Origin of the sequence: Marinobacter shengliensis (assembly GCF_030297115.1) — a bacterium.
Taxonomy (GTDB): Bacteria; Pseudomonadota; Gammaproteobacteria; order Pseudomonadales; family Oleiphilaceae; genus Marinobacter; species Marinobacter shengliensis.
Genome location: NZ_AP028062.1, coordinates 3,005,459 through 3,025,443, shown reverse-complemented (window position 1 = coordinate 3,025,443; position 19,985 = coordinate 3,005,459). Strand labels below are relative to the sequence as shown.

General features: G+C 58.7%; 19 protein-coding genes. 9 read left to right on the top strand and 10 right to left on the bottom strand.

All coding sequences use genetic code 11. The features are described 5' to 3' along the window. Positions 1 to 7: 7 nt before the first annotated feature. The 4 genes from cmoA to QUE75_RS13820 are packed head-to-tail and all read right to left on the bottom strand — an operon-like array spanning position 8 to position 2,596. A complete protein-coding gene (gene cmoA, locus QUE75_RS13835; RefSeq protein ID WP_286251030.1) occupies positions 8 to 766 on the bottom strand; it encodes a carboxy-S-adenosyl-L-methionine synthase CmoA in 759 nt (252 codons plus the stop codon). Beyond that, positions 759 to 1,127, bottom strand: a complete 369-nt coding sequence (locus tag QUE75_RS13830) for a hypothetical protein (protein WP_058092062.1) — start codon at positions 1,125 to 1,127, stop codon at positions 759 to 761. Before QUE75_RS13830 ends, cmoA begins: the two co-directional genes overlap by 8 nt. 21 nt (positions 1,128 to 1,148) lie before the next feature. Further along, positions 1,149 to 2,168: a serine/threonine protein kinase gene (locus QUE75_RS13825; protein ID WP_286251028.1), complete on the bottom strand. Its 1,020-nt coding sequence runs from the start codon at positions 2,166 to 2,168 to the stop codon at positions 1,149 to 1,151. 5 nt (positions 2,169 to 2,173) lie between these two features. Further along, positions 2,174 to 2,596: a hypothetical protein gene (locus tag QUE75_RS13820; protein ID WP_058092060.1), complete on the bottom strand. Its 423-nt coding sequence runs from the start codon at positions 2,594 to 2,596 to the stop codon at positions 2,174 to 2,176. A gap of 125 nt (positions 2,597 to 2,721) precedes the next feature. On the opposite strand from QUE75_RS13820, the gene QUE75_RS13815 reads away from it, so the two are divergent. Then, the gene (locus QUE75_RS13815; protein WP_286251025.1) at positions 2,722 to 3,846 is read left to right on the top strand and encodes an NAD(P)/FAD-dependent oxidoreductase; all 1,125 of its coding nucleotides are present in this window, start codon (positions 2,722 to 2,724) and stop codon (positions 3,844 to 3,846) included. A gap of 193 nt (positions 3,847 to 4,039) precedes the next feature. Here QUE75_RS13815 and QUE75_RS13810 read toward each other — a convergent pair whose 3' ends face one another. Further along, positions 4,040 to 4,768, bottom strand: coding sequence for a ComF family protein (locus QUE75_RS13810; protein ID WP_286251024.1), 729 nt, complete (start codon positions 4,766 to 4,768; stop codon positions 4,040 to 4,042). Between the two features lie 51 nt (positions 4,769 to 4,819). Here QUE75_RS13810 and bioB point away from each other — a divergent pair, with 51 nt between their 5' ends. The 8 genes from bioB (at position 4,820) to QUE75_RS13770 (ending at position 14,159) form a co-directional block, all read left to right on the top strand. Then, positions 4,820 to 5,878, top strand: a complete 1,059-nt coding sequence (gene bioB, locus QUE75_RS13805) for a biotin synthase BioB (RefSeq protein WP_106694992.1) — start codon at positions 4,820 to 4,822, stop codon at positions 5,876 to 5,878. Positions 5,879 to 6,074: 196 nt separating this feature from the next. Beyond that, entirely contained in the window at positions 6,075 to 7,262 is a 1,188-nt protein-coding gene (gene bioF / locus QUE75_RS13800; protein WP_286251022.1) for an 8-amino-7-oxononanoate synthase, read from the top strand. Further along, positions 7,259 to 8,098: a malonyl-ACP O-methyltransferase BioC gene (gene bioC, locus QUE75_RS13795; RefSeq protein WP_286251020.1), complete on the top strand. Its 840-nt coding sequence runs from the start codon at positions 7,259 to 7,261 to the stop codon at positions 8,096 to 8,098. Before bioF ends, bioC begins: the two co-directional genes overlap by 4 nt. A 256-nt stretch (positions 8,099 to 8,354) precedes the next feature. Next, the gene (gene bioD / locus QUE75_RS13790; protein WP_061331563.1) at positions 8,355 to 9,059 is read left to right on the top strand and encodes a dethiobiotin synthase; all 705 of its coding nucleotides are present in this window, start codon (positions 8,355 to 8,357) and stop codon (positions 9,057 to 9,059) included. Between the two features lie 49 nt (positions 9,060 to 9,108). After that, positions 9,109 to 9,354 carry a flagellar basal body rod C-terminal domain-containing protein gene (locus tag QUE75_RS13785; RefSeq protein ID WP_072676701.1) on the top strand — a complete coding sequence of 82 codons (246 nt, stop codon included), beginning with the start codon at positions 9,109 to 9,111 and terminating at the stop codon, positions 9,352 to 9,354. Between the two features lie 16 nt (positions 9,355 to 9,370). Further along, positions 9,371 to 10,090, top strand: coding sequence for a putative metalloprotease CJM1_0395 family protein (locus QUE75_RS13780; protein ID WP_396631660.1), 720 nt, complete (start codon positions 9,371 to 9,373; stop codon positions 10,088 to 10,090). A 258-nt stretch (positions 10,091 to 10,348) separates the two neighbouring features. Next, complete coding sequence (locus QUE75_RS13775) at positions 10,349 to 12,148, top strand: acyl-CoA dehydrogenase C-terminal domain-containing protein (protein ID WP_061331647.1); 1,800 nt, start codon at positions 10,349 to 10,351, stop codon at positions 12,146 to 12,148. A 220-nt stretch (positions 12,149 to 12,368) separates the two neighbouring features. Beyond that, positions 12,369 to 14,159 carry an acyl-CoA dehydrogenase C-terminal domain-containing protein gene (locus QUE75_RS13770; protein WP_106694997.1) on the top strand — a complete coding sequence of 597 codons (1,791 nt, stop codon included), beginning with the start codon at positions 12,369 to 12,371 and terminating at the stop codon, positions 14,157 to 14,159. Between the two features lie 264 nt (positions 14,160 to 14,423). On the opposite strand, the gene QUE75_RS13765 is transcribed toward QUE75_RS13770, so the two are convergent. The 5 genes from QUE75_RS13765 to leuS form a co-directional block, all read right to left on the bottom strand. Further along, complete coding sequence (locus tag QUE75_RS13765; RefSeq protein WP_106694998.1) at positions 14,424 to 15,059, bottom strand: endonuclease; 636 nt, start codon at positions 15,057 to 15,059, stop codon at positions 14,424 to 14,426. Between the two features lie 190 nt (positions 15,060 to 15,249). Then, the gene (locus QUE75_RS13760; RefSeq protein WP_061331558.1) at positions 15,250 to 15,513 is read right to left on the bottom strand and encodes a hypothetical protein; all 264 of its coding nucleotides are present in this window, start codon (positions 15,511 to 15,513) and stop codon (positions 15,250 to 15,252) included. Positions 15,514 to 15,626: 113 nt separating this feature from the next. Further along, on the bottom strand, positions 15,627 to 16,640 hold the full coding sequence (gene holA / locus QUE75_RS13755) for a DNA polymerase III subunit delta (RefSeq protein WP_286251009.1): 1,014 nt from the start codon (positions 16,638 to 16,640) through the stop codon (positions 15,627 to 15,629). Next, positions 16,637 to 17,215 carry an LPS-assembly lipoprotein LptE gene (locus QUE75_RS13750; protein WP_286251006.1) on the bottom strand — a complete coding sequence of 193 codons (579 nt, stop codon included), beginning with the start codon at positions 17,213 to 17,215 and terminating at the stop codon, positions 16,637 to 16,639. Before QUE75_RS13750 ends, holA begins: the two co-directional genes overlap by 4 nt. 1 nt (position 17,216) lies before the next feature. Then, the gene (gene leuS, locus QUE75_RS13745) at positions 17,217 to 19,802 is read right to left on the bottom strand and encodes a leucine--tRNA ligase (protein WP_286255700.1); all 2,586 of its coding nucleotides are present in this window, start codon (positions 19,800 to 19,802) and stop codon (positions 17,217 to 17,219) included. Between the last annotated feature and the right edge of the window lie 183 nt (positions 19,803 to 19,985).

The window sequence follows — 19,985 nt, the reverse complement described above, 5'->3', positions numbered from 1 at the left end:
CCTGGGATCAACGGTTCTTGAGGGCCAGTATGGAAACAAAGTTGAAGCACTGATACCAGACCAGTACCTGATCAAAGCCGGCCTGTATCAGCCGGTCACGGTGGGCGGCCAGGGTTTCCGGAATCAATACCTTTTCGATGGCTGCCCGTTTCTGGCTTATTTCCAGGTCGGAGTAGCCGTTGGCGCGCTTGAACTCGTGGTGCAGTCGCGTCTGGATATCCTGCTCGGTTTCCGATTCAAAGCGGATTTTTTCAGACAGGATCAGTACGCCGCCTGGCAGGGTTGCCTTGGCAATCCGGGTAAGCAGGGCCAGCCGCTGCTCCGGTGGTACGAACTGCAGGGTAAAGTTCAATGTGGTTACCGAGGCTCGGCTCAGTTCTGTTTCGAGAATGTCCTCGCAGCGCAGGGTAACCGGCAGTTCGTGGTCATCCAGTGCGATGTAGTGCTCGCAACGCTCGATCATGGCGCTGGAGTTGTCGACACCCACCAGGGTGCAGTCGCGGTGAGGAATGCCGTGGCGCATGGCCAGGGTGGAAGCGCCCAGCGAGCAACCCAGATCATAGCAATGGGAGCCTGGTTGTACGTACTGCTCGGTGATCACCTCAATCATCGGGATGATGGTGGTGTAGCCGGGCACCGACCGGCGAATCATGTCGGGAAAGACCCTGGCCACCGAAGCATCGAACCGGAAATCCTCGGGGTTGCGTTCGGTAGCGAACAGACGGTCGGTCAGCTGCTCTGGTGCCCCGGATTTGCCCTTACTCATCGCCGTCCTCTTCAGAACCTGTAGCTGGGGCCAGGTCCGTGGGAGAGGGCCGCTGGCAGCGTACACCCCGGTTCTTGTAATCTACCAGGATGCCCCGAAAGGATGGATCGACATCGGCGGCGATGGCCAGGTAGCCATTCTCGCACACAGCGTGCAGCTCTGAGGACTTTCTGGACATCCGGAAGCTGTCGCCGGGCTGGATATGAATAGCCTTGAAGTCGCCGACCGGCACATGGTCCTTGTGTTCGGTATGGTCAATGCGGCCTGTGGCCTCTAACACCAGGACGGTGCCGATGATGGCGGCTATGCCGGTCACAATAAGGCTGCGGACGGTATAACGGGCTTCGTCGTTATCGCTCATGGATACCTCGTTGAATGATGATCAGAATTGCCCGGGCAGGCTGATGGCCGGTTCCTGAAGTGCGGAAAGTTGTTCGCGAAGGGCCAGGATCTGGTCTGACCAAAATCTGGGTTGGGCAAACCAGGGGAAGAACCGTGGAAAGGCCGGATCTTCCCAGCGCCGGGCAAGCCAGGCGCAATGGGCGATTTGCCGATAACACCGCAGGGGCTCAATCAGATGTCGTTCCCGGCGGTTGAAGTCCCGGAACATCTCATAGCCTTCAATCAACTCGCCGAGCTGCGCCCCGCGTTCGGAGGCTTCGCCGTTAAGCAGCAGCCACATGTCCTGCACGGCCGGCCCTGTGCGACAGTCATCCAGGTCTACAAACAGCATGGATTCGTCCCGGCACAGAATGTTGCCGGCATGGCAGTCGCCGTGAATTCGCAGGGTATCAACGGTTCCCGCGTCTGCCATACGTTGGCGGCAGCCGGCAATCAGATCCGGGATCAGGCTGTCCCAGGCCGGGCGCAGGTCGTCCGGCACCCAGCCGCCGTTGACCAACAGCGCATTGTGCTCTTCCAGCCCCTGGATCAGGTCAAACCCCGGCCGGTGGTTGAAGGGTTTCAGCGCGCCAAGGTTATGGATCTGCCCCAGCCATTGGCCCAGTCGGTACAGCGTGTCTGTGACGCTGGTGTCGGGTGCCTGCCCGCCGCGCTGGGGGAAAACCGCAAACAGAAATGCCTGATGCTGGCCCAGGGTATCGCCCCCGGGCATGACCAACGGCGCGACCACCGGAATGTCGGCTTGTTGCAAGTCCAGCGAGAATTCATGCTCCTCCCGGATCGCGGCTTCGCTCCAGCGACCCGGGCGATAGAACTTGGCAATCACCGGCGGGCCATCGTCGAGCCCTATCTGGTAAACCCGGTTCTCGTAACTGTTCAGGGCGAACAGCCGGCCGCTGACGGCAAAGCCTGCTTCCTCGAGCGCGTCCAGGATCACTTCCGGGGTGAGTTGATCGTAGGGATGTGTGGACGTTGTCAGTTCCGGAGGCTCATGTTGCATAAAATTCAGAAGGCCGTGTTGTATCGGGATTTCATGGATTGCAGATGATACCAGTTTTCGTCCAGTTCCCAGCGAACACGATTGACGCCCGAGGTTGCCAGAATAATATCACCGGCCCGGGCCTGAACCTGCGCCAATTCACGTTCAGCTCTCTGCCAGTCCCGGTGGGTGTCCGCCAGATGACGCATACTCGGAAAAACCGCAGACAATGCCTGCTGAGTCGAGACGGAGTGGGAGCGCAGCGAACTGATCACCGCCGTATCCCCTTCCACCCGGAGCACTCTGTGCTGGTAGGGGTAACTGGCCACGGTTTTATCGGCCATCAATTGATCGTTCAGGCTGATAACCTCAAACCCTCGCCAGCCAATCCAGCTAACGAACAGCGCGGCAACCACCATAACGGTAATGAACTGCTTCCTGTCTGACATAATCCCTGCTCCGTGCATCCTGATACCCGTAGGGTAAAGTATAACGGTTCTGAGGATGGAGGTAATGCAGTCAGCGGCTATCTGCGGTAATTTCCCCGTTTGATATTGATAAATGGTCAGTCATCGTGAGTGAAGAGCGTTTTAGCGTACAGACGGTGGTCATTGGCGCCGGCGTGGTCGGGCTTGCCATTGCCCGGCAACTGGCCCTGACTGGCCGGGAAGTCCTGGTACTGGAGTCAGCCTCCCGCTTCGGCGAGGGCATCTCATCCCGCAACAGCGAGGTCATCCACGCCGGAATCTACTACCCGCAAGGCTCCCTGAAAGCCCGCTGTTGCGTTCGGGGCCGTGAGCTGTTGTATGACTACTGCACCAGCCGCAAGGTTGGCCACCGAAAATGCGGCAAGTGGATCATCGCAACCAACCTTGCTCAGGCCGACCGCCTTGCCGGCATCCAGGCACAGGCGGCGGGCAACGGCGTCGAATTGCAGCTTCGCGATGGTCGGGACATAACCCGACAACTCTCTGCCATCAACGCCCGGGCCGGTCTGTGGTCTCCGGAAACCGGGATTATCGACAGCCATGGCCTGATGCTATCGCTGTTGGGGGAGCTGGAGGATGCTGGCGGACAACTGGTATTGAACAGCCCGGTGCTGGCCGCAGAATCCGACGGCGGGAAGCATACCCTGACCCTGGGTGGCAGCCAGCGTGTAAAACTTGAGGCTTCTGAAGTCATCAACGCCGCCGGTTTAGGTGCCCCCCGCCTGGCCCAGCAATGGCAAGGCCTGCCCGCGACCGCCCGCCCGGAACAGTGGCTGGCCCGTGGCGTTTATTTCAGCTATTCCGGCAAACATCCCTTCAATACCCTGATTTACCCCTTGCCCGAGCCCGGCGGCCTGGGCGTCCACCTCACCCTGGATCTCGCCAATCAGGCCCGTTTTGGTCCTGATGTGGAATGGATTAGCGAGGAAGACTACACGGTGAATCCTGACCGGGTTCACGCCTTCGCCGAAGGCATCCGGCAATGGTGGCCAGGCCTGGATGCAGACCGCCTTCAACCGGCCTACGCCGGTATTCGCCCAAAGCTTACTGGACCCGATGGCGATTTCTTCGATTTCCGCATAGACGGCCCGGCACAACACGGACTGCCCGGCCTGGTTAACCTGTTTGGAATTGAATCACCGGGGCTAACTTCCTGCCTGGCAATAGCCGAAGAGGTGAAACTGCTATTAGACGGGAAAAGTAGGATGTAGGGGAGAACTGCCTTTGGATGTCGGGGAAACCAACACAGCCGTTAGTGCAGCGGTGAGGTCGCCCTTTCCGGGACTATAAAGGGCCATGGATGGCCCGTCCTAAGCGAGCAGGATGCCTTGAGCGCGTCACGGAAAGGGCGACCTCATCGCTGCTGACACCAGACAAAGGTCCCCGACTAGTTTCCCGGACCTCCTAGCCAGGAGTCCGAGCCAAAGCCCAAACCTGAATGTCAGCAGCCCCCGCTTCCTTCAATGCAGAGGCAAGAACCCTGACCGTAGCCCCCGTGGTAACCACATCATCAACAATCGCCACCCGCTCCGGCACCACTCCGCGCACCTCAAACACATCCCGCAGATTCTGCAGTCGCGCAGCCCTGTTCAGACTCCGCTGAGCCTTCACCCGTCGCGACCGGCGCACCACCCCGGCCGCGACCGGAATGTCCAACCGGGCGCCAACAAACTCGGCAATGTCCTGGGCCTGATTAAAGCCCCGTTGCCAGCGCCTGAGCCAGTGCATGGGGGCGGGAATCAGAACATCCGGTCTCTGCTCCGGCTCAAGGTTCTGGTCCAGAAAGCTGGCGAAACCGGCTAACAGTGGGCGAGCGAACTTGCGGTGCCCCTGATACTTGTAGCGGCCAATCATGCCATCTACCGGGTACTGGTAGCGCCAGGGAATCAGCGATCGGGAAAAGGGCGGGGGCAGTGTCTGACATTCGCCGCACTGCATGCCCGGTGTGGCAAAGGCCAGAGGCAGGGCGCAACTGTGGCAATGCCAGCGATTGGCCGGCAGGTCGTCCCGGCAGCCAGTGCACAGCCCATGGTGTGCGTGGGGTGACAGGCAGCTGACGCAGCGGCCTCCACTCTGTACGCTGTTAACCTTTCGTTCAATGAAGGTTGACAGCGGGTTCAGTCCGTTTATCATCTCGGTTTATCCGTAAACCAAAAACCTTGCGAAGGTTAACAGGACTTTGCCATGACCGCCACAGCACTGCGTCACGACTGGACACTTCAGGAAGCCCGGGATCTTTTCAATCTGCCGTTCAACGATTTGCTATTCCGGGCCCAGACCGTGCACCGCGAGCACTTTGACCCAAACGAAGTGCAGGTCAGCACCCTGTTGAGCATCAAGACCGGTGCCTGCCCGGAAGACTGCAAGTATTGCCCCCAGAGTGGCCATTACAACACCGGGCTGGAGAAGGAAAAGCTGCTGGAGATTGAGAAGGTGGTGGCGGAAGCCCGGGCGGCGAAGCAGAAAGGGGCTTCCCGGTTCTGTATGGGGGCGGCTTGGCGCAGTCCGTCCAAAAAAGACATGCCTTATGTCCTCGATATGGTAAAGCAGGTTAAATCCCTGGGCATGGAAACCTGCATGACCCTGGGCATGCTGAAGGAAGAAGAAGCACGCGAGCTGGCCGACGCCGGGTTGGATTACTACAACCACAACCTGGATACCTCCGAGAAGTATTACAACCACATCATCACAACCCGCACCTACCAGGACCGCCTGGATACCCTGGATAACGTCCGCAAGGCCGGCATGAAGGTCTGCTGTGGCGGCATCATGGGGATGGGTGAAGACGAAGATGACCGGGTTGGTTTGCTGGTTCAGCTGGCGAATCTGCCGCAGCACCCGGAGAGTGTGCCGGTGAATATGCTGGTGAAGGTGAAGGGTACACCGCTGGAAAATGTTGAAGACCTGGAGCCGTTTGATTTTATCCGGTTGATTGCGGTGGCGCGGATTATGATGCCGGCGTCCCATGTTCGGTTGTCTGCGGGTCGCGAGCAGATGAATGAGCAGATGCAGGCGTTGTGTTTCATGGCGGGTGCCAATTCCATTTTCTATGGAGAGAAGTTGCTGACCACGTCCAATCCTGAGGCGGATGCGGATATGCAGTTGTTCGGCAAGCTGGGGATTCGGCCGGAGCAGCGGGAGCAGTGTGCTACCGAGGAGCAGGAGACTGAGGCGTTGGCCGAGGCGGTGGAGTATGAGGCTACTCGGCACATGTTTTATGACGCTACTCGGGAGTCGGCCTGAGGTTTCTGGTTTTGGGCGTTCTGTGCGGTGCGGGTGAAGGTCGGGTAAGGCTTTCCGAAACACGCTCAAGACGTCCATGTGCGCTTAGGACGGGCCATCCCTGGCCCTTTATAGTTCCGGAAAGCCTTACCCGACCTTCACGCCAAACGCCGTTCGTGGATTCCGTACAACAGCAGTTGATTTAGGTACTTTTTCTATGCGTGATTTCGCCCTGGAGATTGAACAGCGTAAACGGGACGGTTTGTACCGGTCCCGTCGCCTGGTTTCCGGGCCGCAGAAGCCGGAGTTGGTCGCAGACGGGGCAGAGCTGTTGTCGTTTTGCAGCAACGATTACCTTGGGCTGGCTAATCACCCTGGCAATATCGCCACGCTGCGTGACGCGTTGGCCGAGACCGGGTTGGGTGGGGCGGCTTCTCACCTGGTTTGTGGGCACCATGATGCCCATCATCAGCTGGAGCAGCGGCTGGCGGCGTTTACCCGGCGTAGTTCGGCGTTGTTTTTTTCCACCGGTTACATGGCGAACATGGGTGTGATTTCGGCGTTGGCGGGGCGAGGGGATACGATTTTTTCTGACCGCTTGAATCACGCGTCGATTATTGATGGCTGCATCCTTAGCCGGGCTCGTGTTCGGCGTTATGGCCACGGCGATGTGGCGGCGTTGGAGCGGATGTTGGCGGAGACGTCGGGGCACAAGCTGGTGGTGACCGATGGTGTGTTCAGTATGGACGGTGATATCGCGCCGCTGAAGGAACTTGCCCGGGTGTGTAAGGCCCACGATGCTCTGTTGGTGGTGGACGATGCCCATGGTTTGGGTGTGCTTGGACCCCAGGGGCGGGGCAGTGTGCTTGAGGCCGGGTTGTCTGAGGATGAGGTGCCGGTTTTGATTGGCACTCTTGGCAAGGCAGTGGGTACTAGCGGTGCGTTTGTGGCCGGGCCGGAGGTGTTGATGGATTATCTGGTGCAGAAGGCTCGAACCTACATCTACACCACCGCCATGCCGCCGGCGGTGGCGCTGGCAAGCTGTGCCAGTATTGATCTGATCGAACAGGATGATGCTCGCCGCGCCCATTTGCAGGCATTGATCGCCCGGTTCCGTACCGGGGCGCAGCAGCTGGGTTATCAACTGATGCCGTCGCACACGCCCATCCAGCCCATTATGGTGGGGGATAACCATGCAGCTTTGGCATTGAGCCGTGCGCTGGAGGGGCAGGGCATACTGGTCACTGCCATCCGCCCGCCCACGGTGCCGGAAGGCGAGGCCCGGTTGCGGGTAACCCTGAGCGCCGCGCATTCTGAAGAGCAACTCGATCGATTGCTGCAAGCTTTGGCCCAGTGCCGCTCCCTGTTGCCGGAGCAGGCTGCTCAGGAGCCTGTTGCGGTATGAGCGCCTACAGCGATCTGACGGCAATAACCCGTGCCGAAGGCGGAACCGGCAGTAAAGCCTGCATTGCCCGGGGGTTCGGCGGCGCCAGCCAGACCTACGACAGCGCCTCCCGCCTGCAAAAAGCCATGGGCGACACCATGCTCGCCAACATACCGGAGAACCTGAAGCCGGCAACTATCCTGGATCTCGGCTGCGGTACCGGCTGGTTCACCCGCAAACTGGCAAGCCAATACCCGAACGCCGCCATCACCGGCGCAGACCTGGCCCCCGGCATGTTGCAGCAGGCTAAAGCCTGCAGCTCCGAGACCATCCGCTGGCTCAACGCAGACGCCGAACAGCTCCCGCTGCCAGACAACAGCACCGACCTGATCTACAGCAACCTGATGATCCAGTGGAGCACCCGACCGGAAGCCGTCTTGGCCGAATGCCAAAGAATCCTCAAACCCGGCGGCATCCTCGCCATCTCCACCTTGCTGGAAGGCACCCTCGAAGAACTCAAGCAAGCCTGGGCCTACGCCGACCCCGGCCAGCCCCATGTAAACCGTTTTACCCGCTATGCGGACTGGAAGCGATTAACCGGCCAGCAGCTCCCTGGTTCCACCTTGGACACGGCAACCCTGGCTTTGCCCTATGACTCCCCCATGGCCCTGAACCGGGAGCTCAAACACCTCGGTGCCGTGTTCAAGGGCGAAGAGCGCCGCAGAACCATCACCGCCCCGGGACGATTCAAGGCGATGTGTGCTGCTTATCCAAAACAAGGTAATGGCGAGATCATCGCCAGTTATCACGCTGGCTGGTTGTACTGGTCAAAGCCGAGTAATTACGATTTTCAGTGATCGAATAAGGACGGCAATCTTGAAAGTTTGCGGTGAGGGTGTGGTGCGTCTTTCCGGGACTATAGAGGGCCAGGGATGGCCCGATCTAAGCGCACATGGGTGAGGCAAGCGTTTATGAAGCAAAGCTTCATGCGCAGCCGAACGACAGCAATCTTTGATTGCTGGCCGGGCCCCGTAGGGGTCTTGAGCGTGTCCCGGAAAGACGCACCACACACTCACCTGGCACCCCAAAAAGATGCAGCAGGAACCCCAGAAAATGGCAAAAAAAACCTACTTCGTAACAGGCACCGACACTGGCGTGGGTAAAACGATCGCTGCTGCTGCCATTCTGGAGGCTGCCCGGCAGCTGGGAAAGCGCACGCTGGCGATGAAACCCATTGCCTCAGGGTGCGAGCAGACCCCGGATGGACTGCGTAATGAAGACGCCCTGATGTTGCAGGCCGCCATTACCGAAGAGCTTCCCTACGATGCCCTCAACCCCATAGCACTGGAGCCGGCCATTGCCCCCCACGTTGCGGCGCAACAGGCGGGCAAGAACATCACGGCCCAGCGCCTTGTGGGCTTTTGCCGTGGCCTGCAGATTCGGCCCGCTGACCTGATGCTGATTGAGGGTGCTGGTGGCTGGCGGGTTCCCCTCAACGATCGGGAAACCTACGCAGCGGTGCCCCGGGAGCTGGGGCTGGATGTGGTAATGGTCGTGCCCCTGAAACTTGGCTGTATTAACCACGCCATGCTCACCGCGGAGGCCATCAGGGCCGATGGTCTGTTCGTGGCAGGCTGGGTAGCCAATCATCCCGAAGAGAATGTCATGAGTTGTGAGCAGGACACCCTTAACTATCTGACAACGCACCTCGGGGCACCATGCCTGGGTGTTTTGCCGTGGTTGGATGGCACTCCGGCTGACCAGTTGCCGAAAGTTCTGGCAAGATTCCTGAATATTCGCCCGTTGATTGAAATTTGACCAAATCTGTGAGTAAATAAGTCAATCTGTTGTCATAGGTGGCCTAGACATGATCAACAACACCCTTTCTCTTGGTATCCAAGGTATCCAGGATGGCATGGCGGGCATGGAAAACGCGGCCCGGAAGATTGCCCGTGGCGGTGTTGACGGCCCTCAGGGTTCTGCTGAGGGTGCGGGTAATCTGGCTGAGCCACTGATTGAAATGACGCTCTACGAGCGCAGTGTCGAGGCGTCCGCACAGGTTGTGAAGACGGCTGACGAAACTCTGGGAACACTCCTGGACATCCGCGCCTGACCCTGACTACTGAGCCGTGAATATCCTTTCCTCGATTCCCCCTGTTTATCCGGTGGTTTCCGGTGCCGCGTCGGCGACTGGCAGCATTCCGCCGAGTGGTGTTTCCTCGACAACGCCCGGTGAAGGCTTCTCTACCGATGCTGATGATCGTACCCGGGGTGTTGAGCAGTCCTCCGACGCCAGATCAGCCTCCCGATTTGTCGATGGTGACGCGGATGCAAAGGCCGACCTGCAGGGGCTCACGGAGGCCGAGCTTAAACAGCTGAGCGAGCTGAAAGCCAGGGACCGGGAAGTTCGGGCCCATGAGGCGGCGCACCAGGCAGTCGGCGGTCAGTACGCCGGAGCTATGTCGTTTACCTATCAGCGCGGCCCTGACGGTGCCCAGTACGCCGTGGGCGGTGAAGTCCCCATCGATGTCTCCCCGGTCGCCGGCGATCCGCAGGCAACTATCGAGAAAATGCGTGTGGTGCGAGCGGCCGCCATGGCGCCGGCACAACCCTCAGCGCAGGATCGTGCGGTGGCGGCCCAGGCCATGCAGACCATGTTACAGGCGCAGTCTGAGCTGGCGGCCGGTGAAGGCGAGCGTGAGCCAACGCCTGGTTCCGAATCGGCTCGGGACGAGACAGCCCAAGGCCAGACCGGCATTGCCCGCCAGGCCGACGAAACCTACCGCAGCGTTTCTGCCATGCAGGTTGCCGAAGGCGTGTTCGGCGAGCCAACGTCTTTATTTGTCTGAATGACCTGACTGTTCCATCTCTCAATCCGTCAGCTCCGGCGGTTTCCCATTGTTGTTGTGGCGGTGTTTTCCGCTTCGGTGAACACACAATGCAACACAATTTTTAGCCAAGGCTATTGACAATTCTGTGTCGCAAAACGTATGTTTCAAACAAGTGTTTAATTAAGGCTGTGATGCGATGTGTCACAGTGTCTGAGCAAACCCAAGGCCAAAGGCTGTTATCTGTTTCAGCCGAGTCCGAAAACCGAGGTGGATTCCATGCCTGAGTACAAAGCGCCCCTGCGTGATATCAAATTCGTAATGAACGAGCTGCTGAACAGCGAGCAGCACTACGCCAATCTGGAAGGTGCCGAAGATGCAACTCCGGATATGGTCGATGCCATCATCCAGGAAGGTGCAAAGTTCTGTGAGCAGGTATTGTCTCCGCTGAACCAGGTGGGTGACCAGGAAGGCTGTACCTGGAGTGAAGACGGTGTAAAAACCCCGACCGGCTTTAAAGAAGCCTACCAGCAGTATGTTGAAGGCGGCTGGCCGTCCATGACGGCTGACCCCAACTACGGTGGTCAGGGCTTGCCGCACTCTATCGGCCTGGTGGTCAGTGAGATGGTAGGGACTTCCAACTGGTCCTGGGGCATGTATCCTGGCCTGAGCCACGGTGCCACCAACACCATCGAAGAGCACGGCACCGAAGAGCAGAAGCAGACGTATCTGACCAAGCTGATCAGCGGCGAGTGGACCGGCACCATGTGTCTGACCGAGCCGCACTGTGGTTCTGACCTGGGCACCCTGCGTACCAAGGCCGAGCCGAACGCTGACGGCACCTACAGCATCACTGGCACCAAGATCTTTATCTCTGCCGGCGAGCACGACATGGCCGAGAACATCGTTCACATCGTACTGGCACGTCTGCCGGGCGCACCGGAAGGCACCAAGGGCATCTCCCTGTTCATCGTTCCCAAGCAGTTGCCGAACGAAGACGGCTCTGCCGGAGAGCGTAACGCGGTATCCTGTGGTTCCCTGGAGCACAAGATGGGTATCCATGGTAACGCTACCTGTGTTATGAACTTCGACGGCGCCAAGGGGTGGCTGATCGGGCCTGAGAACAAGGGCCTGAACTGCATGTTCACCTTTATGAACACGGCCCGTATCGGTACCGCTATCCAGGGTTTGGGTGCCGCTGAACTTGGCTTCCAGGGTTCCCTGGCCTACGCCAAGGATCGTCTGGCCATGCGCTCCCTGAGCGGTCCGAAGAACCCGGACGGCATCGCAGATCCGATCATCGTGCACCCGGACGTGCGCCGCATGCTGCTGACCCAGAAGGTTGTCGCTGAAGGCGCCCGCGCCCTGATCTACCTGGCTGGCCAGCAAGTGGACGTGGTTCACAGCGGCAAGACCGAAGAAGAGCGTAAGCACGCTGACGCGCTGCTGGGCTTCCTGACCCCGATCGCCAAGGCGTTCCTGACCGAAATCGGTTACGAGTCTGCCAACCTGGGTATGCAGGTATTCGGTGGCCACGGCTTCATCACTGAGTGGGGCATGGAGCAGAACGTACGTGACTCCCGCATCGGCATGATCTACGAGGGTACTACCGGTATCCAGGCGCTGGATCTGCTGGGCCGTAAGGTTCTGATGACTCAGGGCGAAGCTCTGAAAGTGTTCACCAAGCAGGTTCACGTATTCTGCAAAGAGAACGCCGACAACGAGCAGTTGAAAGAGTTCATCGAGCCGCTGGCTGCGATCAACAAGGAGTGGGGCGATCTGACCATGAAGGTTGGTATGACCGCCATGAAGAACCGTGAAGAAGTCGGTGCCGCTGCGGTGGACTACCTGATGTACTCCGGTTACGCGGTCTTCGCTTACCTGTGGGCCCGTATGGCCAAGGTAGCATTGGACAAGATGGCTGACGGCACCTCCGAAGAGATGTTCTACAACGCCAAGGTCCAGTCTGCACGCTTCTACTTCAAGCGTCTGCTGCCGCGTACCAAGACCCACGCAGAAACCATGCTGGCCGGCTCTGACAGCCTGCTGGATATGCCGGAAGAAGCCTTCGCTATCTAAGGCGGGGTTGCTATCTGGTTGATGGCACAGAAAAAGCCCGTTCTCCGTCCGGAGGCGGGCTTTTTTCACGAGTCCCGGGCGTGTTTTGAGGTAGAATAGCGCGCCATAGAACAACAACCTTGTTTCGGACACATAGCCGAGCGGGGGATTATCAGACCTTCATCGAGAAGGCGTTTTCCATGTCCCCCAAGTGACTGACTGAATTTCTGGAGAGTTTTACATGGCTGATTATCAGGCACCCCTTCGTGACATGCGTTTCGTTCTGAACGAAGTATTTGATGCCCCAGCGCTTTGGGCATCACTGCCCAAGATTGCAGAAAACGTAGATCCCGACACCGCAGACGCGATCCTTGAGGAAGCGGGCAAGATCACCAGTGGCGTGTTGGCACCCCTGAACCGCGAAGCGGACGAGCAGGGCTGTAAGTGGAACGAAGGCGAAGTTTCCACTCCGGAAGGTTTCAAAGAAGCCTACCAGACCATCGTGGAAGGTGGCTGGAACGGCCTCGGCGGCAACCCCGATTTCGGCGGTATGGGCATGCCGAAGACACTGGTGGCCCAGTTTGAAGAAATGATGCAGGGCGCCAACATGGCCTTCGGCCTGGCCCCGATGCTCACCGCAGGTGCCTGCCTGGCCCTGGACGCCCACGGCAGCCAGGAACTGAAAGAGAAGTACCTGCCCAACATGTACTCCGGCGTATGGTCCGGCGCCATGGACCTGACCGAGCCGCACGCCGGTACTGACCTGGGCATCATCCGCACCAAGGCCGAGCCGAACGACGATGGCTCCTTCAACGTGACTGGCACCAAGATCTTCATTACCTGGGGCGAGCACGACATGGCTGAGAACATCATCCATCTGGTGCTGGCCAAGCTTCCGGACGCGCCGAAGGGCCCGAAAGGCATCTCCCTGTTCCTGGTGCCCAAATTCATGGTGAACGACGACGGTTCCCTGGGCGAGCGCAACCAGTTCAGCTGTGGTTCCATCGAGAAAAAGATGGGTATCAAGGCCTCCGCTACCTGTGTGATGAACTTCGACGGCGCCAAAGGCTGGCTGGTTGGTGAAGAGAACAAAGGCCTGGCCGCCATGTTCACCATGATGAACTACGAGCGCCTGGGCGTTGGCATTCAGGGCATCGGCGCCGCCGAAGCCTCCCTGCAGAGCGCCCGTGAATACGCCAACGAGCGTATCCAGAGCCGCGCTCCCACTGGTGCCCAGCAGCCCGAAAAAGCCGCTGACCCGATCCTGGTACACCCAGACGTGCGCCGCATGCTGCTGACCATGAAGAGCTACGTAGAGGGTGGCCGTGCCTTCTCCACCTACGTAGCCCAGTGGCTGGACATCTCCAAGTACTCCGACAACGACGAACAGCGCAAACACGCCGAAGGCATGGTTGCCCTGCTGACTCCCGTCGCCAAAGCCTTCCTGACCGACCGGGGCCTGGACACCACCATCATCGGCCAGCAGGTCTTTGGTGGCCACGGCTTCATCCGCGAATGGGGCCAGGAGCAGTTGGTACGCGACTGCCGCATCACCCAGATCTACGAAGGCACCAACGGGATCCAGGCCATGGACCTGATGGGTCGTAAAGTGGTTGCCAGCCAGGGCAAGCTGTACGAACTGTTCGTGCAGGACGTCGCCTCGTTCATCGAAGAGAACACTGGCGATGCCGCCCTGAAGCCCTACCTGGAGCCGTTGGCAGCCTCTCTGGAGCGCTTGTCTGACGTCACCGAACACGTCATCAAACAAGCCGGCGACAACCCCAACGCCATCGGTGCCGCTGCTGTCGACTACCTCGACATGTTCGGCTACACCGCCCTGGCTTACATGTGGGCCAAAACCGTCAAAGCCGCCGCCCCGAAAGCCGAGGGCGATACCTCCGGCTTCTACACCGGCAAGCTGAAAACAGCCCGCTTCTACTTCGACCGCCTGCTGCCAAAGACCGTGTCTCTGGCCGAAGGCATCCGCAGTGGCAGCGATGCGATGATGGCTCTGGCGGCTAACGAAATCTGATTCAGATTCGTTACTCCAGATAGCAAAAAAGCAGGCCCAAGTGGCCTGCTTTTTTGTTGATAGCGAACTGAAGTCTATCGGCTGGCATGTGGGGAGGCCCTTCTGAAACCTTGCTCAGCTGATCGCAAGAGTCCGGGCGGTGGTCAGGGTGGGGCTTTCCGAAACCTTGCGGAGCCAGGGATGGCGGAGCAGAGCGTACAAGGACGTATTCACAGCGTGTTTCGGAAAGCTCCACCCTGACCAGCGCTTGCACTTTTTGAGAGTTTAGAGGCGATTAATCAACCCAGGATTAACCACAAACGGATTCTCATTACCCTGAATCTCGGCAATACGCTGATGCCGCGCCAACTCCCGATCATCCGGCGGATCCAGCTCATTCCACTCCTGGAACACCGACGTTGCCCCAAGCCAAGGCAGCCCATAAGTATCCACCATGTAAGCCATCGTGCGGGCAACATCCCCCTTCACATGCTCCGGCGGCTCAAAAAATTGTGCACTCTCCCGAATACCACAATCATCCGCCCGCGTCGCATCGCCCAGATTCTCATAGCGGGCATTCCGCCTCCGCATCTCGACCCGCGAACGAACCGGCACCATATTGTGAAGATCCGACGTAATCTGACGGTATTGATTATCCTGCTTGCATTGGCTTGTGGTGCCGCAATTCAGCGCGCTGCGGATATCAGCCGGCGGATAGACATAGCCATCCGTCATAACGAACCCCTTGCTGGTGAACGGCGCGTCACAGAAAAACGACGTTCCGCCGTTTGCATAGAGATTGCCCCAGAACTGATCTTTCACGACCGTCTCTGGATCACTGAAACGGGTATTCTGGCCAATAACCAAGGTTGTTGAGAGGGCGAGTATAAGCGTGATGGGAACTAACGTTATTTTTTTCATAGGGCCGTTATACCTCACATTGCACGGCGCATACCGTGGCCATCGCGACGAGCGATTGATGGCAAAATGAACAATCTGACAAAAGTATGACGGAGTGTTCACTCTTTTCTGTGAAGTATGGCACAGAGGCTCAAATAGAGAAGCCCCTGTGCGGATCGTTCATGTTGTAAATTGTTAACGCGTTAACAATCTATTTCATTTTGTTGCGGATGTCCTGATAGCGGGTCTTGAGATCTTCTCCCCATTGGCGAGCCGTGTCTCTCGCCTCATGGCTGGCATTCTCCGCATCATGGACAACCTGATCCAGTTTCTGGCGGAAGCGATCCCAGTCCTGTTCCAGGTCGTCCCATTCATCTTTTACATCTTCCTTGGCTAGATGCAGTTGCACACGGGCTTCGTCACGGTACTGCTTGATTTTTTCCGACAGTTTGTTGAATTCGTCTTGCAGACTCATAGCGATTCTCCTTCCCTGATGAGTTGGGAAGTCTACAATGCGCCGGAATGTAAAAAACTGTCAAGAGGGTGAAAGTCAGGGTTTTGCGCAGGTTCGCACTGGATTGACCTGGATCAGTTAGGGTGAGCACCGGCAAGAACCGCCGACAAATCCCTGAGGTGATGCCAGGGGGTAAGACCATCAAACCCCTTGGCGGATCGGTCTGTTGTGTTGCAAAGGCTGATGGCCTGATGCAGTTGGCGCATATTCAGCCGCCGGGCTGCCTGTTGGATCGCCGACGCTCGTCTGGGCTGGAACACCCCGCGTTTTTTCAGGAAGCCCGAAGGATTGTCGCCCGGGGGCAGGGCAGTTTTCAGTTCGATGATGATGTGCAGGTCTCGCACCAGCACACTCAACAAACCCAGCGGGTTTTCACCTTCCTGCTGCAGGATTCCGATGATCTTTCCCGCATGGGCGGCTTTACCGGCGAGTAACTCGGTGACCAACTCAAAGCCATTGAAGCGGGCGCTGTCCTGGACCGCTTGCTCGATAGTCTCTTCGTCGATGGTTTTGCCAGCCGTCAGTAACGCCAACCTGTCCAGTTCCTGGCTGGCAGCCAGAAGATTCCCCTCAAGCCGCTCCGTGAGCATCCCCAGGGCCCCGCGGGTAAGGCTCAGGCCTTGTCCGCTGGCCCGCTGTTGCAGCCAGCCGGCAAATTTATCGGGCTCAACCGGCCAGACCGGTACATGGACACCGCAGCCTTGCAGAGCCTTGTACCACTTGCGTTTGGTTTCTGCGGCGTCGAGTTTGGCGCTGATGAGTAGCAGGATAACGTCTTCAGGCGGTGCCTCAAGAACCTGTTCAAGAACCCTTCGGCCATCACCGAGCTTGCCCGTTGGCAGGTGAATCTCGATACGCCGCTTCTCGGCAAACAGGGACAGGGCGTTGCATTCATCGGCAACGGCATTCCAGTCCAGTTGATGATCGGCGTGGTAGGTCAGGCGATCCTGATACCCCGAGTCCCGGGCCGTCTTTCGAATCAGGTCACAGCATTCCTGCACCAGCAGGGGCTCGTCACCGGAAATCAGGTAGACCGGAGCGAGACCTTTCTTGAGCAACTGGGGGAGCTGGCCGGGTTGGGTCTTCATGGCGCGTCGGCTTGCTTCTGGCTTGCTTCGTGCTCTTCGATAGCCGCGTCAATCCGCTCCCGGGTCATCGGTGCCAGCCTGAAGAGTACCTGTTGCGCCAGCCGGTCCCCCAGCTGTTGCCTCAATTCCTCTTCTTCCCGTTGCTTGGCCAGCACATTGGTTTCATCGTAACGATAGGTCTCGCTGGTGGTCAGATCGGTTGCCGCGATCAGCGGGATCCGGTCTGCGGTCAGCAACTCCATAGTGACTTGATGTCGCAGTATGTACTCTGCCGCGGCGGCCTGAGCGGTAATGGCGGATGCCCGGCGGTCCTGCTGGTAGCTTCTCAGCCGAAGCACGTAGTCCGCCGATGAGGCACCCTGCAGATCAATGCCCCCCAGCCTGAGTTGATCCCGCACCGACTGGCAGAACCGTCCGGGCAGCGAATCGGGGCAGTCTACCGCCAGTGGCTGGAGGGAGGCCGGCACCGGTGAGGTGCCCCGTAACTGAAAACCGCACCCGGCAAGCGTGGCGGTTGCCAGCATTGCCAGTAACGGCAGCCGGAGGGCTTTCAGAAAAAAGGGCACCGAAGGCATATCAGTTAGCCACCACGTTAACCAGCTTGCCGGGCACAACGATGACTTTGCGCACGGTTTTGCCATCGGTGAAGCGCATAACGTTTTCGTTCTCCAGCGCCAGTTTTTCCAGGTCCGCCTTGCCGATGTCTGCGGGCACGCTTTCTTTTGCCCGTACTTTACCGTTGACCTGCAGCACAACCTCAATCTCACTGCGGACCATGGCGCTCTCATCGGCAACCGGCCAGCTGGCATCAACCACGGGTTCTGAGTGGCCAAGGGCCTGCCAGAGAGTATGGCTGATGTGTGGCACGATGGGCGACAGCACCAGAACCGCCACCTCCAGTGCTTCCTGGCGAACGGCGAGGCTCTGGGGCTCGTTGTCTGTCAGTCGGCTGACTTCGTTCAGCAGTTCCATCACAGCGGCGATCGCCGTATTGAAGGTAAGGCGACGACTGATGTCGTCACTGACCTTGGCAATGGTTTCGTGGGTCTTGCGACGCAGATCCTTCTGGGCGCTGTTCAGGCTGCCAGCCTCAAGGGCGGGTACTTCACCACCAGCGGTTTGCTCATTGACCAGGCGCCACAGCCGCTTGAGGAAGCGGTGTGCGCCTTCCACGCCGCTGTCAGACCATTCGAGGGACTGCTCTGGCGGCGCAGCAAACATCATGAACAGACGAACGGTGTCGGCGCCATGCTGGTCAATGATGGCTTGAGGGTCGATGCCGTTGTTCTTGGACTTGGACATCTTGGTGACGCCGCCGATCTGAACTGGCTGGCCGTCTTCATTGTGGACCGCCTTCACCACTTGTCCTTTGTTGTCCCGTTCGACCGTGACATCGGCCGGGGCAATCCAGGTAATCTTGCCGGACTCATCTTCCCGATAGTAGGTCTCAGCCAGCACCATGCCCTGACAGAGCAGGCGATTGAACGGCTCCGAGCTGTCTACCAGGCCAACGTCCCGCAGCAGTTTGTGGAAGAAGCGGGCGTACAACAGGTGCAGGATCGCGTGCTCGATACCGCCGATGTACTGATCCACCGGCAGCCAGTAATTGGCCGCTGCGGGGTCCAGCATGCCCTTGTCGTAATTCGGGCTGCAGAAGCGGGCGTAATACCAGGACGACTCCATGAAGGTGTCGAAGGTGTCGGTCTCCAGGGTGGCCGCCTGACCGTTATATTCGGTTTTGCACCACTCCGGGTCGGCCTTGATCGGTGACTGAACGCCGTCCATTTCGACATCTTCCGGCAGGCGAACCGGTAGCTGGTCATCCGGCACCGGCATCTCCGTGCCGTCTTCCAGCGTCATCATCGGAATGGGCGCGCCCCAGTACCGTTGACGCGACACACCCCAGTCACGCAGGCGGTAGTTCACGGTGCGCTTGCCGATACCGTTGTCTTCAAGGTATTTCGCGATCTCGTCGAAGGCTTCCTCGCTGGTCAGTCCACTGTATTTGCCGGACGATACAAGCACACCTTTCTCGGTAAAGGCATTTTCCTGTACATCGATATCGCGGCTGTCATTGGGCGCAATCACTTGTTTGATCGCCAGCTTGTACTTCAGGGCAAACTCGTGGTCACGATCATCATGGCCGGGAACGGCCATCAGTGCGCCCGTGCCGTAGTCCATCAGCACGAAGTTGGCGACCCACACAGGCACCTCTTCCTGGGTCAGCGGATGAATGGCCTTGAACCCGGTGTCGATGCCCTTCTTTTCCATGGTGGCCAGTTCTGCTTCCGCCACCTTGCTGTTGCGGCACTGCTCGACAAACTCAGCGACATCCCTGTGCCGTTCAGCCGCTGCCTTGGCCAGCGGGTGTTCTGCTGCCACCGCCATGTAACTGACGCCCATCAGGGTATCCGGACGGGTTGTGTAAACGGTCAGGCCGTCTTCCCGGTCTTTCAGCGGGAAGGTCAGCTCAGTACCTACAGACTTGCCGATCCAGTTCCGCTGCATGGTCTTGACCTGTTCGGGCCAGTCTTCCAGCTGGTCCAGGTCGTTCAGCAGTTCCTCGGCGTAATCGGTAATGCGGATAAACCACTGGGGAATCTTCTTCTGCTCAACCAGGGCGCCGGAGCGCCAGCCGCGGCCATCCACCACCTGCTCGTTAGCCAGAACCGTCTGGTCGACGGGGTCCCAATTTACGGTGGACATTTTCTTGTACACCAGGCCCTTTTCGTAAAGACGGGCAAAGAACCACTGCTCCCAGCGGTAGTACTCGGGATCGCAGGTGGCCAGCTCGCGGCCCCAGTCGTAACCAAAGCCCAGTTGCTTGAGCTGTTTCTTCATGTATTCGATGTTCGCCCGGGTCCACTTGGCGGGGGCGGATTTGTTGGCAATGGCAGCGTTCTCGGCGGGCAGGCCGAAGGCGTCCCAGCCCATGGGCTGCATGACGTTCTTGCCTTGCATGCGCTGGTAGCGGGAAATCACGTCGCCGATGGTGTAGTTGCGAACGTGGCCCATGTGCAGTTTGCCGCTGGGGTAGGGGAACATGGACAGGCAGTAGTACTTGGGCTTGCCGGGCTCTTCCTTCACTTTGAAGGTTTCGTTGGTTTCCCAGAAGTCGCGGGCGGTCTGCTCTACATCACGTGGGTTGTATTGTTCGTCCATTCCTGCCATTACCAAAAGTACCCTGTGTGAAAATGAGGTTCGAAAGGGCCGAACATTCTAACGCACCCAAGGCTTAACAGGTAGTCTGCCAATTTCGCAGACTTGTGCCAGACTTCTGGTATGGAGGTTATTCGTGGGTTTGGTGCAGGTTGCTGCCGGGGATGGCTTCCCGGGACACGCCGT

Coding starts and splice junctions, on each gene's coding strand:
- QUE75_RS13750 (WP_286251006.1), bottom strand. CDS start 17,215: ATGCCTTCGGTGCCCTTTTTTCTGAAAGCCCTCCGGCTGCCGTTACTG.
- QUE75_RS13775 (WP_061331647.1), top strand. CDS start 10,349: ATGCCTGAGTACAAAGCGCCCCTGCGTGATATCAAATTCGTAATGAAC.
- QUE75_RS13785 (WP_072676701.1), top strand. CDS start 9,109: ATGATCAACAACACCCTTTCTCTTGGTATCCAAGGTATCCAGGATGGC.
- bioC (WP_286251020.1), top strand. CDS start 7,259: ATGAGCGCCTACAGCGATCTGACGGCAATAACCCGTGCCGAAGGCGGA.
- QUE75_RS13830 (WP_058092062.1), bottom strand. CDS start 1,127: ATGAGCGATAACGACGAAGCCCGTTATACCGTCCGCAGCCTTATTGTG.
- QUE75_RS13770 (WP_106694997.1), top strand. CDS start 12,369: ATGGCTGATTATCAGGCACCCCTTCGTGACATGCGTTTCGTTCTGAAC.
- leuS (WP_286255700.1), bottom strand. CDS start 19,802: ATGGACGAACAATACAACCCACGTGATGTAGAGCAGACCGCCCGCGAC.
- bioD (WP_061331563.1), top strand. CDS start 8,355: ATGGCAAAAAAAACCTACTTCGTAACAGGCACCGACACTGGCGTGGGT.
- cmoA (WP_286251030.1), bottom strand. CDS start 766: ATGAGTAAGGGCAAATCCGGGGCACCAGAGCAGCTGACCGACCGTCTG.
- bioF (WP_286251022.1), top strand. CDS start 6,075: ATGCGTGATTTCGCCCTGGAGATTGAACAGCGTAAACGGGACGGTTTG.
- QUE75_RS13810 (WP_286251024.1), bottom strand. CDS start 4,768: ATGATAAACGGACTGAACCCGCTGTCAACCTTCATTGAACGAAAGGTT.
- holA (WP_286251009.1), bottom strand. CDS start 16,640: ATGAAGACCCAACCCGGCCAGCTCCCCCAGTTGCTCAAGAAAGGTCTC.
- QUE75_RS13765 (WP_106694998.1), bottom strand. CDS start 15,059: ATGAAAAAAATAACGTTAGTTCCCATCACGCTTATACTCGCCCTCTCA.
- QUE75_RS13825 (WP_286251028.1), bottom strand. CDS start 2,168: ATGCAACATGAGCCTCCGGAACTGACAACGTCCACACATCCCTACGAT.
- QUE75_RS13820 (WP_058092060.1), bottom strand. CDS start 2,596: ATGTCAGACAGGAAGCAGTTCATTACCGTTATGGTGGTTGCCGCGCTG.
- bioB (WP_106694992.1), top strand. CDS start 4,820: ATGACCGCCACAGCACTGCGTCACGACTGGACACTTCAGGAAGCCCGG.
- QUE75_RS13760 (WP_061331558.1), bottom strand. CDS start 15,513: ATGAGTCTGCAAGACGAATTCAACAAACTGTCGGAAAAAATCAAGCAG.